General features: G+C 36.2%; 18 protein-coding genes. 9 read left to right on the top strand and 9 right to left on the bottom strand.

Translation table 11 applies throughout. The annotated features are described in order from the left end of the window. The first annotated feature begins 6 nt into the window (after nucleotides 1-6). Nucleotides 7-2,691, top strand: a complete 2,685-nt coding sequence (locus AC52CF_RS20655) for a hypothetical protein (RefSeq protein WP_496517618.1) — start codon at nucleotides 7-9, stop codon at nucleotides 2,689-2,691. Nucleotides 2,692-2,717: 26 nt separating this feature from the next. Here AC52CF_RS20655 and AC52CF_RS20650 read toward each other — a convergent pair whose 3' ends face one another. Beyond that, nucleotides 2,718-3,068 carry a hypothetical protein gene (locus tag AC52CF_RS20650; protein ID WP_214587946.1) on the bottom strand — a complete coding sequence of 117 codons (351 nt, stop codon included), beginning with the start codon at nucleotides 3,066-3,068 and terminating at the stop codon, nucleotides 2,718-2,720. A 174-nt stretch (nucleotides 3,069-3,242) separates the two neighbouring features. On the opposite strand from AC52CF_RS20650, the gene AC52CF_RS20645 reads away from it, so the two are divergent. Then, the gene (locus AC52CF_RS20645; RefSeq protein ID WP_087706921.1) at nucleotides 3,243-3,437 is read left to right on the top strand and encodes a hypothetical protein; all 195 of its coding nucleotides are present in this window, start codon (nucleotides 3,243-3,245) and stop codon (nucleotides 3,435-3,437) included. A 124-nt stretch (nucleotides 3,438-3,561) separates the two neighbouring features. After that, nucleotides 3,562-4,608 carry a PA0069 family radical SAM protein gene (locus AC52CF_RS20640; RefSeq protein WP_290264276.1) on the top strand — a complete coding sequence of 349 codons (1,047 nt, stop codon included), beginning with the start codon at nucleotides 3,562-3,564 and terminating at the stop codon, nucleotides 4,606-4,608. A gap of 62 nt (nucleotides 4,609-4,670) precedes the next feature. On the opposite strand, the gene AC52CF_RS20635 is transcribed toward AC52CF_RS20640, so the two are convergent. Beyond that, nucleotides 4,671-4,838 (bottom strand): bacteriocin-like protein, encoded by a 168-nt coding sequence (locus AC52CF_RS20635; RefSeq protein WP_214587948.1) that lies wholly within the window; start codon nucleotides 4,836-4,838, stop codon nucleotides 4,671-4,673. A gap of 223 nt (nucleotides 4,839-5,061) precedes the next feature. Here AC52CF_RS20635 and AC52CF_RS20630 point away from each other — a divergent pair, with 223 nt between their 5' ends. Further along, nucleotides 5,062-5,331, top strand: coding sequence for a bacteriocin-like protein (locus AC52CF_RS20630; RefSeq protein ID WP_375181999.1), 270 nt, complete (start codon nucleotides 5,062-5,064; stop codon nucleotides 5,329-5,331). A gap of 118 nt (nucleotides 5,332-5,449) precedes the next feature. Here AC52CF_RS20630 and AC52CF_RS20625 read toward each other — a convergent pair whose 3' ends face one another. After that, nucleotides 5,450-6,400 carry an isopenicillin N synthase family dioxygenase gene (locus tag AC52CF_RS20625; protein ID WP_214587952.1) on the bottom strand — a complete coding sequence of 317 codons (951 nt, stop codon included), beginning with the start codon at nucleotides 6,398-6,400 and terminating at the stop codon, nucleotides 5,450-5,452. Nucleotides 6,401-6,485: 85 nt separating this feature from the next. Between AC52CF_RS20625 and menD the strand changes: the two genes are divergently transcribed. Next, a complete protein-coding gene (gene menD, locus AC52CF_RS20620) occupies nucleotides 6,486-8,162 on the top strand; it encodes a 2-succinyl-5-enolpyruvyl-6-hydroxy-3-cyclohexene-1-carboxylic-acid synthase (protein WP_214587954.1) in 1,677 nt (558 codons plus the stop codon). Here menD and AC52CF_RS20615 read toward each other — a convergent pair. Together AC52CF_RS20615 and AC52CF_RS20610 are read right to left on the bottom strand one after the other, a co-directional pair. Then, entirely contained in the window at nucleotides 8,159-8,785 is a 627-nt protein-coding gene (locus tag AC52CF_RS20615) for an aminotransferase class IV (RefSeq protein WP_214587955.1), read from the bottom strand. The genes menD and AC52CF_RS20615 overlap by 4 nt on opposite strands. After that, the gene (locus tag AC52CF_RS20610; RefSeq protein ID WP_214587956.1) at nucleotides 8,769-9,746 is read right to left on the bottom strand and encodes an aminodeoxychorismate synthase component I; all 978 of its coding nucleotides are present in this window, start codon (nucleotides 9,744-9,746) and stop codon (nucleotides 8,769-8,771) included. The genes AC52CF_RS20615 and AC52CF_RS20610 overlap by 17 nt, the downstream gene beginning before the upstream one ends. Nucleotides 9,747-9,793: 47 nt before the next feature. On the opposite strand from AC52CF_RS20610, the gene AC52CF_RS20605 reads away from it, so the two are divergent. From AC52CF_RS20605 to AC52CF_RS20590, 4 genes are all read left to right on the top strand, one after another. Next, nucleotides 9,794-10,516: a hypothetical protein gene (locus AC52CF_RS20605; protein ID WP_214587957.1), complete on the top strand. Its 723-nt coding sequence runs from the start codon at nucleotides 9,794-9,796 to the stop codon at nucleotides 10,514-10,516. A 73-nt stretch (nucleotides 10,517-10,589) separates the two neighbouring features. Next, entirely contained in the window at nucleotides 10,590-11,324 is a 735-nt protein-coding gene (locus tag AC52CF_RS20600; protein ID WP_214587958.1) for a beta-carotene 15,15'-monooxygenase, read from the top strand. Continuing rightward, on the top strand, nucleotides 11,324-12,409 hold the full coding sequence (locus tag AC52CF_RS20595; protein WP_214587959.1) for an AI-2E family transporter: 1,086 nt from the start codon (nucleotides 11,324-11,326) through the stop codon (nucleotides 12,407-12,409). Before AC52CF_RS20600 ends, AC52CF_RS20595 begins: the two co-directional genes overlap by 1 nt. Before the next feature lie 13 nt (nucleotides 12,410-12,422). Next, the gene (locus AC52CF_RS20590; RefSeq protein ID WP_214591163.1) at nucleotides 12,423-12,677 is read left to right on the top strand and encodes a DUF3820 family protein; all 255 of its coding nucleotides are present in this window, start codon (nucleotides 12,423-12,425) and stop codon (nucleotides 12,675-12,677) included. A 64-nt stretch (nucleotides 12,678-12,741) separates the two neighbouring features. On the opposite strand, the gene AC52CF_RS20585 is transcribed toward AC52CF_RS20590, so the two are convergent. From AC52CF_RS20585 to AC52CF_RS20570, 4 genes are all read right to left on the bottom strand, one after another. Then, the gene (locus tag AC52CF_RS20585; RefSeq protein ID WP_214587960.1) at nucleotides 12,742-13,116 is read right to left on the bottom strand and encodes a VOC family protein; all 375 of its coding nucleotides are present in this window, start codon (nucleotides 13,114-13,116) and stop codon (nucleotides 12,742-12,744) included. 76 nt (nucleotides 13,117-13,192) lie between these two features. After that, nucleotides 13,193-15,184 carry an excinuclease ABC subunit UvrB gene (uvrB, locus tag AC52CF_RS20580; protein WP_214587962.1) on the bottom strand — a complete coding sequence of 664 codons (1,992 nt, stop codon included), beginning with the start codon at nucleotides 15,182-15,184 and terminating at the stop codon, nucleotides 13,193-13,195. A gap of 153 nt (nucleotides 15,185-15,337) precedes the next feature. Then, nucleotides 15,338-16,711: a M56 family metallopeptidase gene (locus AC52CF_RS20575; RefSeq protein WP_290264191.1), complete on the bottom strand. Its 1,374-nt coding sequence runs from the start codon at nucleotides 16,709-16,711 to the stop codon at nucleotides 15,338-15,340. Beyond that, entirely contained in the window at nucleotides 16,708-17,082 is a 375-nt protein-coding gene (locus AC52CF_RS20570; RefSeq protein WP_214587967.1) for a BlaI/MecI/CopY family transcriptional regulator, read from the bottom strand. Before AC52CF_RS20570 ends, AC52CF_RS20575 begins: the two co-directional genes overlap by 4 nt. Between the last annotated feature and the right edge of the window lie 76 nt (nucleotides 17,083-17,158).

The following is a 17,158-nucleotide window of genomic DNA, read 5'->3' as shown; positions in this document are numbered from 1 at the left end:
CAAAAAATGAAAGGATGGGTAAAAAAATTATTTCTTGCTCTCGGAATTCTGTTTGCAGTTATCTTACTGGCAAATCTTGGACTGAATATATGGCTGAAAACAAGGCTTCCGCAGTACATAAAAAACAATACAGATTATAAAGTTTCCTACAAAAGTCTGGATGTGGATCTGGTGTCGGGAAATATTCTTTCCACAGGGATTACCGTAAACAGCAAAAATCCGCAAAACTTTAATGTTATCGGACTTCAGGGAACAATTGATACCCTGAAGATAAGCCGTTTCGGGATTTATGATGCCATCTTTAACAAGCAGATCAGTTCTTCGGATTTACTCCTGTCAAAACCCAATCTGAATATTATTCTTGCGAAACCGGTTGATACAAAAACGGGAAAGAAAAGAAATCCGGTACGTTTTGACAACATTAGAATTAATGAAGGAAATGTCAGCATTTTCAGATTTACGAAGCAGAAATTCTTTTCGGTTCAGGATCTGAATCTGTATGTGGAAAACCTTCAGATGACGGAAGAAGCTGTAGAAGATAAATTGCCTGTCGTTTTCGATCAGTATACCATTAAAGGAAGTAATTTTTTCTTCCGTCCTGATAATGTGTATGCTTTGGAAATCAATAAAATAGAAACAAAAAACGGACAGATGTCGATTGATCAGTTTCAACTCACTCCACTCGTTACTTTTGAGCAGTTTAAAAAATATTATCCTAAGAAGACGCAGCTTTTTCAGTTTAATATCGAAAAAATGGAATTCGAAGATATTGTTCTGAAAAAGAATAAAATTTCTCTGGCAAACGCAAATTTTTATAATCCTGATTTTAAGATTTACACTACAGATGCAGCTCCGGTAAAGCCTAAAAAACCAGTTAATTTTGATATTGATCTCGAAGATATAAAATTGAACAACGCCACTGTTCAGGTGATGAAACCTAACGGAGATCAGCTTCTCTATACCAAAAAGGCAAATCTTAACATCAATAAACTGAAGTTTGATAAAGAAACAAGAGAAGAGCTTATTCCGGTAGGCTATAAAGATTTTCAGTTTTCAGCGCAGGATATTTTGTACTCCGATCATCAGGATTTTAACTTAAAAAGCTTTACTTTAAATCCGAAAAAAGGAGAAATCCGAAATATTTCTGTAGTTCCGAATGGTTCAGCAGCAGGAAAAACCTCAATGAATCTTGTCGCAAACTATATTGGTTTCAACATCAATAAATGGGAATCCGTTGATAAAAAACTGAATCTTGATGTAAAAGATGTTTTAGTAGATCAGGTGAAAGGAAGCATCAAAGCAGGAGAAATACAGGCAGCAAAAAAATCAGCCAATCTCAGTGGAATTCAGTTTCCGGTAATCATCAGAAAAGTAGTATTGAGAAATTCGGATATTACCTATGAGAAAAACAATCAGCCCTTGAGTTTTAGTAAACTGAATGCAGCCATTAATGATATTCAGCTTACCTCAAAGCCGGACAACTCAGGAATAGCGGTTGATGTAAAAAACTATACGCTGACTTCAGGCAATTTCGCTTACAAAACGGAGTTTTATCATATGACTTCCGGCGCTTTGAAGGTGGATAAAAATAACATCCGGCTTTCTCAGTTTGCGATGAAGCCTATCGTTTCGAGATCCCAGTTTATCAAAATGATTCCCGTGGAAAGAGATTTATACGATATTAAAGTAAATCAGATTACAGCAAACGGAACATGGAATCTGTTTTCTGACAATAAATCGATTAACGCTTCTAATGTAACCATTGAGTCTGCGGATGCCAATATTTTCAGAAGTAAAATCCCGAAAGACGATCCTAAAGAAAAACCTTTGTATTCGAGATTGCTACGCTCTATAAAAATTCCGATGGTAATCAATAATCTGAATCTTAGAAACTCTGTTCTCGTGTATGAAGAAGATACGCCTGAAAGTGCGGGACCGGGAAAACTGACATTCAGCAACTTTAATATGAATGTTAAAAACCTCAACTCTGCCAAAATGAAAGGAAAGCCGACAAGAGTGGACATAAAAATAGACTGTTCTTTTATGAAACTTGCGCCGCTTTCCGTAAACTGGAATTTCGATGTTGCCGATCAGCGTGATGTGTTTGCTATTTCAGGAAGAACCACCAATCTTCCGGCGCAGGGAATCAATCCTTTTATCCGTCCTTATCTTCATGTAACGGCAACGGGAACTATTCAGGAAATGCTGTTCAATTTCAGAGGAGATCCAAGAGGATTGAACGGAAGTTTTAATCTGAAACATAAAGATCTTAAAATTGCCATTCTGGATAAAAACAACCGTGAAAAGAAAGGTTTTTTAACTGCCGTTGCCAATCTTCTGGTAAAAACAGATTCAGGAAAGCTTCCTGAAGATGTGCAGATAGAAAATGTAGAGAGGGATCCTACCAAATCGTTCTTCAATCTTTTCTGGAAAGGAATTGAGCAGGGATTGAAAAAAACTTTGATCGGAATTAATATCGATGGCGCCAAAAAAACGGTTGAGAATGCCAAAAAGACAGTGAAAAATGTAAAAGAAGATGTAAAAGGCATGAAACAGTCTGTAAAAGAAATCGGGCAGGAGATAAAAAAGAATCCGGATCAGAATAAAAAGGAACAGTCTGAAAAAGAAACCGAGAAGAAAGGTTTCCTGAAAGGAATCTTTAAGAAAAAAGAAAAATCCGGAACTGAATAAGTCCGGATTTTCATCGTATTTAAACTTTAGTAATTGTAATCTTCAGTCTCGTCAAAAGCAATTTCTCTTAGGAATTTATCAAAATCTTCGCCGGGATAATTGCTGTCTGCTCCGTAAGAATCGATGATCATGCCTATATTTCCGTCAGAATCTTTTACCAGATAGAGAACAGCATTGTCATCCGGGCTGCTTGGTCCTTCAAAACGATATGTTTTAATAATGGTGAGATCTGTAGGCTGATAAACTCTCTCAGAATTTTCAAATTTCATTTCACAGTTTTCATTCATTCGGAATTCTCTGTGGACGCCTCTTTGTGCCAATTTTGCCATCACCTGGCTTAATGTTGTCATTTTATCAATGTTACCTGTGCTTTCCATAATACTATTTTCTCTTCAAAGTACAATAATTAAACCATTGCTTTATTTTATGTGGTATTGGCAATAACAAATCAATTTTAAATTTTTTTCAGTATTTGTTAACAAAAATTATAATGACAGAAAATGGTTGGGTATGCTTTTTGCAATAAAGACGGTATATAAATCAGACAGAATATGAAAAAAGAAGTCGGAGTTTTACTGGCAGGAGGAGTTGGTCTTTTGGCAGTATTAAGTATCATAGGAATTAAAAAAATATTACACAGAAAAGATAAAAAATACAGTGATGCCTATTCGGATTATCACAGACATTTCGAAGACAAAAACTACGATGATGAATATCACGGAGTAGAATTTTATGCACTGAAGTAGTTAAAAAATATATCTAAATCATGTTAAAATCCGGAGCTTTTAAAGTTTCGGATTTTTCTTGTGGAAAACTTTAATGTTAAAATTGATCATTTTATCATCATTCCACTCTAATTTTACATCATCAATGCAGAACGAAAATATCATAAAAGGTCAGGGCGCACAGCGAAATGTTATCAACCGTTTCGACCGATATACCTTTGAGCCTGAAGAAGATGATTTCGAAACTGTAAAAACCTCTTTTACCGAAGTTTTCCCTAAAAGCATCGTCAATCAGGTAAAAAGTGATGATCTTCCGATGGAGTACTCCATGAATCCTTATCAGGGTTGTGAACACGGCTGCTCTTACTGCTTTGCAAGACCTACTCATGAATATTGGGGATACAGTGCAGGAATTGATTTTGAAAGGAAGATCATGGTGAAGAAAAATGCGCCGGAACTTTTAGAAAAGTTTTTTCAGAAAAGAGGATATCGACCGGCTCCCATTTTACTTTCAGGAAATACAGACTGTTATCAACCCGCAGAAAGGCAGTTTGAGATTACCAGAAAAATACTGCAGGTCTGTCTGGATTACAGACATCCGGTTCATGTTCTTACAAAAAACGCTTTGGTTCTTCGCGATATCGATATTCTGCAGCCTCTAGCCGAACAAAATCTTGTGTCCGTTTCTCTTAGCATTCCCACCATCAATGAGGAACTTCGAAGAAAGATGGAACCGAGAACCAGTGCTGCAAAAAACAAACTGAAAGCCATAGAAATTCTGTCTGAACATAAAATTCCTGTCAATGTGATGGTCGCGCCGATTATTCCAGGATTAAACAGCGATGAACCTTTAACCATTTTAAAAGCAATCTCTGAAGCAGGAGCGCAAAGTTTCGGATACACTCTGGTAAGATTAAATGATGCGGTAGAGCCGGTTTTTGTGAACTGGATTGAAAATGCATTTCCGGACCGTGCTCAGAAAGTTTTAAATCTGATCCGTTCTATGCGGGGCGGAAAATTAGGTGAGAAAAAGTTCTTCGACAGACAAAAGGGAGAAGGAAATATTGCAGAAATGATTCATAATACCTTTAAAATAGGGCGAAAAAAGTTTTTCGATGGAAAAGAATTTCCGAAACTTTCCATTAAAGGTTTTACAGGAGCAAAAGATCAGCAGCTGAGGTTGTTTGATTAACAGTTTCACAAAAATAAAAACCGCTCCAATCAGGAACGGTTTTTTTATAACTTTTTTGCAGCCTACATATCCGTTACAGGACATTCGAAATCTTTGCTGCATGCAGCGCATACAACGATGTCTCCGCAAACATACATACAAAAATCCGGTTCATCCGGAAAAGACTTAATTCCTCCTGCTCCTTTAATTCCCTTTAACTGGCTTTTGCTTAGTTTTTTTAAATTTTTCATATTGTTTTAGTTAAAAATTTGATACTAATGTAAAGATAATCAAAATTTTAATAAATCAAACTATTGTGGGATATTTTAATTAATTTTTCAATGAAAATAAAATATGAATGAATTTTCATATATTGGTGAATAATATTTTTAGAATTTTATAGTTAAATATTTATCATATTAAAGCGGTTTCCGAAAAGCTGACAGAGTAGGAGTACATCAAAATCAAAAAACTATGAAAAATTTTAAAAAGCTTTCAAGAGAAGACAAAAAAAGAATTTCTGCGGGCTACGGTCCTGCGTATTGTATTGAAGGAGGCGGTTCCGGTTCGGGCGGCTGTGGCGCAAATGAAATCTGTTCTGGCGGAAAATGTGTACCGTATCAGGATCCGGGAGGAGATCCGGGAAATCCCGGCGGTGGCGGAGATACTTATACATGTATCTGTCCGTGGGGTACTTTTACACAATCTACTCCATGCCCTGAATTCTACTGTATTACAGGATAATAAAGATTATAAAGTAAGAAAAGGGAAGGTGTTTATTACCTTCCTTTTTTATATTGTCTAATCATTTCTTGCTGTCTGAAAGGCATAAAAAAAACCGGGTAAATTACCCGGTCTGTATTTATTTTTTAATTAATCCCAATTCAATTAATCTTTCGTGTAAAAATTCTCCTGCTGTTGTATCTTCATACAGTTTAGGATTGTTTTCGTCTACACAGTTTTCCAAAGCATTCAGTGACATTGAACTCACGGGATGCATAAAGAAAGGAATTGAATATCTTGAAGTTCCCCACAATTCTCTTGGCGGATTTACCACTCTGTGAATCGTAGACTTCAGCTTATTGTTGGTATGTCTCGAAAGCATATCTCCAACGTTAATCATCAGTTCATCCGGTTCTGCGATCGCATCGATCCATTCTCCGTTATGATTCTGAACCTGAAGACCCTTCCCCTGAGAACCCATTAAAAGAGTAATCAGATTAATGTCTCCGTGAGCAGCAGCTCTTACCGCATCATCCGGCTCTTCCGTGATCGGCGGATAATGAATAGGTCTTAAAATAGAGTTTCCTTCTGCAATTTTATCATCAAAATAAAATTCATCAAGACCAAGATAAAGCGCTAAAGCTCTCAGAACATACTGTCCTGTTTTTTCCAACATTTGGAAAGCTTCTTTCCCTACTTCGTTGAATTTTGGAAGTTCTTCAACGATTACATTGTCCGGATACTCGCTTTTGTATTGGGAATCATCAGACACATATTGTCCGAAATGCCAAAACTCTTTCAAGTCTCCTTTTTTGAAGCCTTTTGCAGTCTCCTTACCGAATCCTACATAGCCTCTTTGTCCGCCAATTCCCGGAATCTCATACTTCTGTTTCGTTTCCGTTGGCAATTCAAAAAAGTTTCTTACCTCTCCATACAGTTCATCCACCAATTTGTCATCAAGAAAATGGCCTTTTAAGGCTACAAAACCAATTTCTTCATAAGCTTTTCCGATTTCATTTACAAATTTCTGTTTGCGTTCCGGGTCACCCGAAAGGAAATCACGCAGGTCTACACTAGGTATTTTATCCATTTTTAGAAATTTACGAACTGCTAAATTACAGATTTTTAAATTAAAAATTATTTCGTGTTACGCATTTATCAGTTAAATTTGTATTATGAAAAAATATTCTTCCAAAAGAAGTATTCAGATACTTGCACACCTTCTTCAGCAATACGGAATTTCAGATATCATTGTTTCCCCGGGATCCAGAAATGCACCTTTGGCGATTCATTTTTCAGAGATCGACAGTTTCAACTGTTACAGTATTGTGGACGAAAGGAGTGCGGCTTTTGTAGGAATGGGAATGGCGATGAGCGAGAAAAAACCTGTTGCAGTTACCTGTACAAGTGGTTCAGCCTCCGTAAATTATTATCCGGCGATCACGGAAGCTTTTTATTCCAATATTCCGCTTTTGGTGTTAACTGCTGACAGACCAACGGATTATGTGGATATTTTCGACGGACAGACGATCCGTCAGAATAATCTTTTTCATCAGCATTCTTACGGAGATTTTCAGCTTTTGGAAGACGGAAAGGAAAATGCGGAAGACATTAATTTTGATATCATTAAAAAAGCCATTGAACTTTGTATTGAAAAACAAGGTCCGGTTCACATCAATATTCCTCTGGAAGAACCTTTGTATGAATTAATTTCAGAATTGCCGACTTTCCCGACGGTTGAAAGAACAATCAAACAGAAAGAATACGAAATTCCTTCTAACCTTGTTGCAGACTGGAATACTTCACAAAGAATCATGATTCTTGTGGGAACCAAAGATCACAGTCCGGAATTGGAAAATCAGCTAACGCAATTGGTTAAAAATCACACGGTTGTTGTGTTGAGTGAAGCAAATTCAAATTTATACCACGAAAAATTTTTCAGACATATAGACCGATACGTTTTCAATTTCACGGAAGAAGATTTTAAAATGTATGCACCGGATTTGCTGATCACAGTGGGGCAAAACGTTGTTTCCAAAAAAGTAAAACAGTTTTTAAGAAAGGCAAAGCCAAAACAGCACTGGCATTTAGATCCTGTATGGCAGCCGGATACGTATTTTTCCCTGACTGAAAAGATCGAGGTAAAACCTGAAGTTTTCTTTTCTAAATTATTAAAATTTGTCAATCTCGAACCTAAACCTTATTTCAATCTATGGGATGTTTTAAGAGATAAAAAGGATGCAAAACATGAGAAGTTCATAAGTTCCGTGGATTTTTCAGATTTTTATTTTTTCAATAAAACGGCACAAATTGTTCCTGAAAATTACAATATTCATTTCAGCAACAGTTCGGCAATACGCTATGCACAGCTTTTCGATTACGGCAAAAGAAGAATCTACTGCAACAGAGGAACAAGCGGAATCGATGGTTCCACTTCTACAGCAATGGGATTTGCAATCAAAAATTCTAATCCTACTTTGTTGATTACCGGAGATTTAAGTTTTTTCTATGATATTAACGGACTTTGGAATCAGTACATTCCTCCGTTTGTAAGAATCATGATTTTTAATAACGGCGAAGGAAATATCTTCAAAATTATTCCGGGACCGGGAAATGCCAATCCGAATACGTTAGACGAATTTATCGCTACAAAGCATCATAAAAATGCCGAGTATTTAGCCAAACATTTCGGATTCTCCTACACAAGAGTAGATGAAGAGGTAACTTTAGACCGTGTTCTTGAAAATTTCTTTAAACCGGATGTTCAGCCTAAAATATTGGAAATCAATACGCAGGCTCTACATAATGCAGATATACAGAAATCTTATTTCAACTTCCTGAAAGAAAATTAAAGATCTAAATATTCTTCATTTCCCGGCAGATTGATAATTCTGTCCAAAGGATAGATGAAGTTTTCGTCAAAATCATTCATTGCATTAATAATTTGGAAATGAGAGAATTGCTTTATATTCTGTAAAGTGATCTCGGTTTCTTTTACTTTTTTATGTTTTAAAAGATTTTGTCTCTGTACCCCGTTCAAAAGATAAGTTGAAGGTGTAAACCAGTCTTTGCCTTTCAGAAATAAAAGGTTGGAGTATGAAGTGTCGGTAATGTGATTGTTTTTAACGATAATAATCTCTTCCGCTTTGGATTTCATCTTCATTTTTTCCAGTTCTTTCCGGTCTTCAAACTTAAAAGAGTAATCATAGCTGTTGTTTTCCACCAGCTGGAAATCATCAATTTCAGGAATTGCATAAGGAATCATCTGGGTACGGATCTTTTTATCAAGATCATACACCAGTCTCAGCTTGAAAAGACCGTCTTCATCATGATCCAGATGTTTGTACACCTTCGCAAGATCTATTGTGCCTTCTTTCCCGAAGTGGGCGAAAGTCTGGTCTACACGCTTCTGATGAAATTCAAGCAAATAAATTTCCTGATCTTCTACTTTAATGCTTTCAATGAATTGGGACATAGATTTTGTTTTTCATTTCCTGATATTCGTCTTCTAACCTGCTCATGTGTGTAATTCCGCCCCCGCTTTTAAAGAAAAACTCTTCTCCTTCTTTTTCAATAAAACGGATCATGACACAACTGTCGACATTTTTTCCGTCAAACCAACCGCAAACTCCTGTATAATATCCTCTTTCATAACCTTCTGCATCCAGAATAATTTCCAGTGTTTTAGGTTTTGGAGCTCCCAAAATAGAACCTGCAGGAAGCAGTTTTTTCATAATGCTTCCCAGTTTTCCATTAAATTCAGGTTTGATGTTTCCTGAAATTTCGGAACTCATGGCATACAAATCTTTTTGTTTTGTTTTGATGAAATCGATGTATTGAAATTTGTCAACCTTCACATCGTCTGCCACCATGCTCAGATCGTTTCGGAGCAAATCTACCACTGTGTAATGTTCGGCTTTCTCTTTTTTATCATTTTTAAGAATTTCTGCCGCATTATCCAGAGAAGCATCAATAGTGCCTTTCATGGGATAGGTAAAAATTTTTCCGTCGTTGATCTTTACAAAAGTTTCAGGAGAAAAAAATACGAAAAAATCTTTATAAAAAACTTTATATTTCGCGGAAGAATGATAAAATATTTCTTTCAGTGTTAAATTCGTCTCAATTTTAGTTTTTCGGGTATAATTTACCAGATAAGAATTTCCGAAGCGAATATTTTTCTGAACTTTATCGAATCCTGTTTTAAAGCTTTCCAAAGTTTCAGGATAAGAAATCCATTCTACTTTTTTGTTTAAATGAGGCTTTGTTTGTACGTTTGAAAAGTTTTGAAAATCAATTAATAAGCCTGAATTTTCAATTTCATCTTCTTTAAAGATTTCAACATTCTCCGTAAGAAAATCAATGATAAAAAAGTAGGGAACTTTCTGTAGTGAAAGTTCATCCATTTCAATAAATTTTTGATGATTCGCCGAAAACATTCCGCAAAAGTAATTATTGATGTTTACTTTTGCACAAAATTTTTTTAATGGAAAACAAATATCCGCAGAAACCGGGATTAGATTTTATACTGAAGCAGGCATTTTTCTACTGGAATAAAACACTGATTTTTCAGCTGATGTTTTCGGTGCTTTACTTTGCCATATTTTTTACTTCAATGTTTTTCTTTGCAGAAAAATTCGGAGTTCTGGATCAGCAGCAGGAACTTCTGGAAGCCTATAAAAACGGAATGGATGCTTATTTAGCAAAAGCTGCAGAACTTGGGCAAACAGATAATTCTCGATATTTCAGCTATGCTTTACTGGGGACACTGGTTTTTCTTTATCCTTTAAATCTCGGATTTTTTCAGATTTTCAGAAAGATTGATTTAAAAGAGAAAATTGAGATCGGAGATTTGCTGGCAGGTTATAACGGCACAAATTTCTTCAGATATATTTCTTACGGTCTTTTTTGGTTTTTGATCTATGCCATGATTTTCAATACTTTAATTTTGCCTGTAATCTGGGTTTGCATTACAATATTTGTAGCTCCTATGATGTTTTTTATGAACCGAACCATCTTCGAATCGATTTCTTTGAATTTTAAAGCACTGAAGATGTATTTTCTGGAAATATTTGTCTGTGTGATGGTTGCAGTAATTTTTAAATACATTGGATTTACTTTATTCTTTATAGGAGGTTTATTCACTTTTCCGTTCTGGAATGCAATGATTTATTCACTTTATAAAACCATTTTCTCCGAAAAAGAATAAAATTGACGTGTTTTTAATGTATTTCTGCTAAAAAAATATTAATTTGGTAGTAATAACATTAAAAAATTACACCATGTCAGAATTTAATGAATTTGACCAGCAGGGTTCTGTTCCGGAAAAAAGTACAGGATCCATTATTTCTCATGCTTTCGAAATGTATAAAGGTATTTTCCTGTATGCAGTAATTGCAATGATTATTTACAGTATTTTAGGTGCCATTATTCAGTCTGTTTCCGGGGTGAATTCAGCGGCAATGTTCGAAGATATGCGGGATTCCGGCGATTATTCTAGTTTTAGCGCATTCAGTGCGCCGGGAATGCCTTTGTATTTAACGTTATCCGGAGTTTTAGGGCTTCTGCTTTCTCCTTTGTATGTGGGATTAATTTACATGACGAATAAATACAACACAAAAAATCCTATCGAGTTTTCTGATCTTTTTATCGGATACAAACAAAATTTTGTAAATATCCTGATTTACGCATTACTGGCAGGAGTTATTTCTTCCGTTGCTCTTTCTCTTTGTGTATTCCCGATTATTTTTGTCTATCCTTTTCTGATGCTGGGTTACCCGATTTTATTATTTGAAAATGCATCTGCAACGGATGCTTTGGGAAAGTCATTTAATATCGTAAAAGAAAATTACGGAGTATTCCTTGGCGCAACATTTGTAGGTTTCCTTTTATCAATGGCCGGAATAGTGCTTTGCTTTATTGGAATTATTGTAACGGCACCATTCATTTTTGCAGTCATGTATTCTCTGTACTGCGCTCATTTAGGAAAACCAAGACAAATAATATTTAACAAATAATGAATAAAAATGAACAAATCAGCAGCGTTAAAATAAAGCAGGTATTTCTTCTTGCTATCATTTTGGTTCTTACAGGTTTAATCTGTTACAATCTTGCGCTGTTTATCCCTTCTGTTCTGGGAGCAATTACCATCTATGTGGTTTGCAGAAAGTATAACTTTTATCTGCAGGAGGAGAAAAACTGGAAACCGTGGCTTGCGTCATTAACACTGATGTTTGCCAGTTTAGTCATTCTTATTCTTCCCATTTATTTTATTGGAGATCTTTTAATTGAGAAATTAGGAAATGCGCAGGCTTACATGGATAAGTTTAACGTATTTCTGGAAAAAATTCATACTTATATTTTCGATAAAGTAGGGTTCGATATTTTAAGCAAAGAAAATATGGACAAGCTGAAAAGCAACGTAGGGCAGTTTTCTACAAAAGCTCTCAGCGGAACTGTAAATACATTAACCGTAGTTATGTCGATGTATTTTATTCTCTATTTTATGTTGGCAAAGCCGCGTTTTTTTGAAAGAATTCTGTCGTCTTCCGCTCCTTTGAAAAGAGCAAATGTATCTATGATCGGCGAAAAGATGAGAAAGCTTATCATGGCAAATGCCATCGGAATTCCCGTGGTTGCTATCGGACAGGGTATTGTTGCACTGGTAGGATATTTTATTTTTGATGCGCCGAGTCCTGTTTTACTTTTTGCATTAACGGCAGCTGCTTCGATGGTTCCTGTGGTGGGCGCAGCAATTGTGTATATTCCGGTCTGCATTTATATGATTGCAGAGGGCAATACGGGAACAGGACTGGGATTGGCCGCTTACTGCCTTATTGTTGTAGGATTAACCGATAATGTGCTTCGTTTTACGCTTCTGAAGAAATTAGAAGATATCCATCCTTTAAACACTGTTTTCGGAATTATTATGGGAATGAATTTATTTGGATTCATGGGATTGGTTTTCGGTCCGATTTTAATTTCGTTAACTTTGCTTTTGATTCAGGTATACAGAAATGAGTTTTCGGATGACGATACTCCTGAACTTGAACTTCCGAACAAAAATGAAGAACTGGAAGGTAAAATAGATTTAATGATATAACATGGAGAACGGAATAAACCCTGAAATACTACAGGAAATCTGCGTTGTTAAAATGCCTTTCGGAAAATACGAAGGAACCATTCTCGCGGATCTGCCGATAAGCTATCTTGAATGGTTTTGCAGAAAAGGAATGCCAAAAGGCAAGCTGGGAATGCAGTTAGCAACGATTTACGAAATAAAACTGAATGGTTTAATGGATTTGCTGGCTCCAATTCGGGGAGGAGTAGTGAGTTTTCAAAAGCCTAAAACAAAGACGTATAAATTTTAGCAAAAAGTTTCGGCGGCATCGAAGATGCCGCCGAAACTTTTTTTATCTCAAAATAAATCAAAAATTATTTAGGCTCCCAAAGCTCAATCTTATTTCCTTCAAGATCAAGAATATGTACAAACTTTCCAAAATCATAAACCGCGATCTCGTCTAAAATTTCAACATTTTCTTTTTTCAGTTCTTCAACTAAAGCTTCAAGATTATCAACCGTATAATTAATCATAAAGTCCCTTGTGGAAGGCTCAAAATACTTAGTGGTTTCAGGAGAAGGACTCCATGTTAAAGAACCATTTGGATTGGATTCCGCAGCCTCTTTCCATTCGAAAGTTGCGCCGTATTCATTAACATCAACTCCAAGATGAGTTGTATACCATTCTTTTAAAGCTTTCGGATCTTTACACTTGAAGAATATTCCGCCGATTCCTGTTACTCTTTTCATTTTATAGCTGGTTGGTTTTTAAATATATTCAGGTTTCGGCGGTCGCGGCAAAGCCGCGACCGCCGAAACCAAATTATTATCCTTTCAAAGCAGCGATTTCATCTCTCAGTTTAGCTGCTTTAATAAAATCAAGATTTTTTGCTGCAGATTCCATTTCTTTCTGCTTTTGCGCAATTACCTTTTCCATATCTTCAGAAGTATAGCTTGCTTTTGCTTCGGCAACTTTCTGAAGAATTTCTTTCTGGGTATATTTTTCATCAGGAAAATCTTTACTTCTTCCGACAAGACTTTCCGAGATTTTTTTATTTAATGCGACAGGTACTTTTCCATGCTCTTCATTATACTGCATCTGTTTTGCACGGCGGTATTCTGTTTCATCTAGCGTTGCCTGCATCGATTTGGTGATCTTATCGGCATACATAATGGCTCTTCCGTTAAGATTTCTCGCGGCACGACCAACAGTTTGGATCATCGATCTTCGGCTTCTCAACATCCCTTCTTTATCCGCATCGAGGATGGCTACTAAAGATACTTCCGGCAAATCCAGACCTTCTCGCAATAAATTTACCCCGATTAAAACATCGAAAAGTCCCACACGCAGATCCTGCATAATCTGGATACGTTCCAAGGTTTCCACATCGGAATGAATATACCGTGTTCTGATCCCGAATTTGGTAAAATATTTTGTTAATTCCTCCGCCATTTTCTTGGTTAACGTCGTTACCAGAACCCTTTCATCAAGATCTGCTCTTTTCTGGATTTCCTCCATTAAATCATCAATCTGATTCTGGGTAGGACGGATTTCAATAATCGGATCTAAAAGTCCGGTTGGACGGATAATCTGCTCAATATAAGCACCTCCGGTTTTTTCCAGTTCATAATCTGCCGGAGTTGCGGAAACATAGATTACTTGATTCTGAATGGCTTCAAATTCTTCAAATTTCAAAGGACGGTTATCCATTGCCGCAGGAAGCCTGAATCCGTATTCCACCAAAGCTTCTTTACGGCTGCGGTCGCCTCCGTACATGGCGTGAACCTGAGGAACCGTAACGTGGCTCTCGTCAATCACCATCAAATAATCTTTTGGGAAATAATCCAATAAACAGAAAGGTCTTGTTCCCGGTAACCTTCCGTCGAGATATCGCGAATAGTTTTCAATTCCGGAACAGTAGCCGAGTTCTTTAATCATTTCCAGATCAAGTTCGGTTCTTTCCTGTAATCTTTTGGCTTCCAGTGGTTTTTCAATCGAATTGAAAAAATCAACCTGCTTTACAAGATCATCCTGAATATCACGAATTGCGCCGTTCAAAGTCTCTTTCGATGTTACAAAAAGATTGGCAGGATAGATCTGAATCTGATCAAAAGCGCCTGTTACATTTCCCGAAACCGGATCAAAACTCTGGATTTTTTCAATTTCATCCCCGAAAAACTGAATTCTGATCGCATTGTCTGCATAAGCAGGGAAAACATCAATCACATCTCCTTTTACACGGAATGTTCCTCTTTGGAACTCATTTAATGTTCTGGAATATAATGCGTTAACTAAAGAGTGGAGCAGTGCGGTTCTTGTCACTTTTTCACCGATCGCAATAGAAATTAAAGATTTGTGAAATTCCGTAGGGTTCCCGATACCGTAAATACATGAAACTGAGGCAACAATGAGGACGTCACGTCTTCCTGAAAGTAAACTCGCGGTTGCGGAAAGTCTTAATTTTTCAACTTCTTCGTTGATACTCAGGTCTTTTTCGATGTAAGTTCCGGTTGTGGCGATGTAAGCTTCCGGCTGATAATAATCGTAGTAACTTACGAAATATTCAACGGCATTTTCAGGAAAGAATTCTTTAAACTCCATGAAGAGCTGTGCTGCCAAAGTTTTATTGTGGGCTAAAACCAAGGTTGGTTTCTGTACATTCTGCACCACATTGGCAACGGTAAATGTTTTTCCGGATCCGGTAACTCCCAGAAGCGTCTGGTATTTTTCCCCGATTTTTATGCCTTCGGTGAGCTTTTCTATCGCTTGTGGCTGATCTCCGGTAGGTTTATATTCTGATTGAAGTTTGAAATTCATAAAAATTGTGATGTTATCCTAACAAAAATACGAAAGATATATTTGACATTGGGAAGTATTTTATACCACAGATTCATTAGAATAAGATGCGTGATTATATTCAAAACAAAACAGCACTCAATCTGAATCCTGTTTTATTTAAAAAAATCGATTCTAATTTTGAAAAGACATCATTAGCGGAATTCTCATGCTGTAACGAACAGGTTTTCCCTCTTTTTCTGCGGGTTTCCAGACGATGTTTTCATTAGCTTTTCTGAAAGAATTTACTGCTTCTGCATTAAATGATTCATTGTTTCCTGATGCTTTCACATCCGCAATATTTCCGTCTTCCAGAACAATATAGTTAATTTCAGTTCTGTACGTTTCTTTGCCTAGATTCATTTTAGACGCGTCAAATGCTTTCGACATTTTATTCCTCATTTCATTAATTCCACCCGGATATTGCGGAAGTAAAGTTGCCTCATCTTTTGTTGCCATGTTTTTACCCTCTTTCGGTCGGATGGTATCCTGAATAACTCCTTCATCAATAATGTTTTCACTTAATTGCTCAGTAATTCCACTTTCTGGGTTTAAAGATTCGTTTTTAACAACATTAGTAATGGGTTCATTACTTTCAGCAATCTGTTTTTTCACAGGTTCTGATATTGTTTCCTGCGTTTTTTCGATCATCTTCTCCATCGGAGTGGCGTAGGTTTTCTGCACGAATAGTCCGAAAGCAATCAGCAAAACCGGAATGCTGATTACTTTTTTTAAGTCTGCCAGCTTAGATTTTTTGGTGTTCATCATAATAAATCGTTTTTTGGTGTTTTTGAAATTGAATGTATGCGTAAGGTTATAGTTTTGGCTTGAAATAATTTCTTCCAGAATTAAATTCTGATAGTCTTTTATGGCAAAATCGTTTTTTAAAACAGATTCATCTGCCAGAAATTCATGATTGGTAATTATTGCTTTCTTATAAAAATAGACGGCAGGATTGAACCATGTAATTATCTTTATGATCTCGACAATAATGATATCAATGCTATGCCTCTGTTCCAGATGGCTCTTTTCATGAAGAAATATTCTGGAATCTATTTTATTGTCAATCAGATAGTTTCTGCCTAAATAAATCGTATTCCAGAAGCTGAAAGGCGAAATAGGTTCATTTGTGATGATGATATTTTGATTCTGATAGATCATTTTTTCACCATTCAGATTTTTAATTTTTAAATATGATAATATAGTTCTAATCAGGAAAATCAATGTTACAGTTCCGTAGATTATCCAGAGCAGATTCATCCAGTTAAAGCTTTCCTGTTTCGGTGTAATGTCTATAATCTGTTGTGTTGCTTCAATAGTGTTCTGTAAACGAGTTATCGGTCTTGAAGTTTCTGATTGAATGGAAATAAATGGAACGGTATAGGAAAATACAAGGGAAAGCAAAAGGTAAAACCTGTTGAAACCGTACATTTTCTCCTTCTGCAAAAACACGTAATATCCAGTCAAAAGCAAGGAAGAACACAGAATTATTTTTAAAATGATCATCATTTTTCGTCGATTTGCTGGTCGATAATTTCACGGAGTTCTTTCAGTTGTTTTTGGGAAAGCTTTGCATTGGAAGTAAAAAACGATGCAAACTGCGTTACGGAACTGTTGAAAAAACGGTCAATCATGGAAGTCATTTCCTCTTTGAAATACTCTCCTTTCGCGATCTTTGGATAATATTCGCGAGAATTTCCATACAATTTGTAGCCAACAAAATCCTTATTCTGCATTCTTTTCAGAAGGGTGGCAATGGTTGTGGTGGCAGGTTTCGGTTCGGGGTACGATTCTAAGATGTCCTTCATGAAAACTTTTTCTTTTTCCCAGAGAATTTCCATAATATCTTTCTCAGAATCGGTCAGTTTTATTTCTTTCATATTCTACGAGTTGTTATTTGTTTCTACAAATGTAGAATAAAAATTTAAACTGCCAAATTTTATGGCACTATTTTTC

The sequence above is a fragment of the Chryseobacterium sp. 2P genome (genome assembly GCF_059579425.1).
The sequence above is the reverse complement of the archived record's forward strand: the minus strand, read 5'-3'. Positions and strand labels throughout refer to the sequence as shown.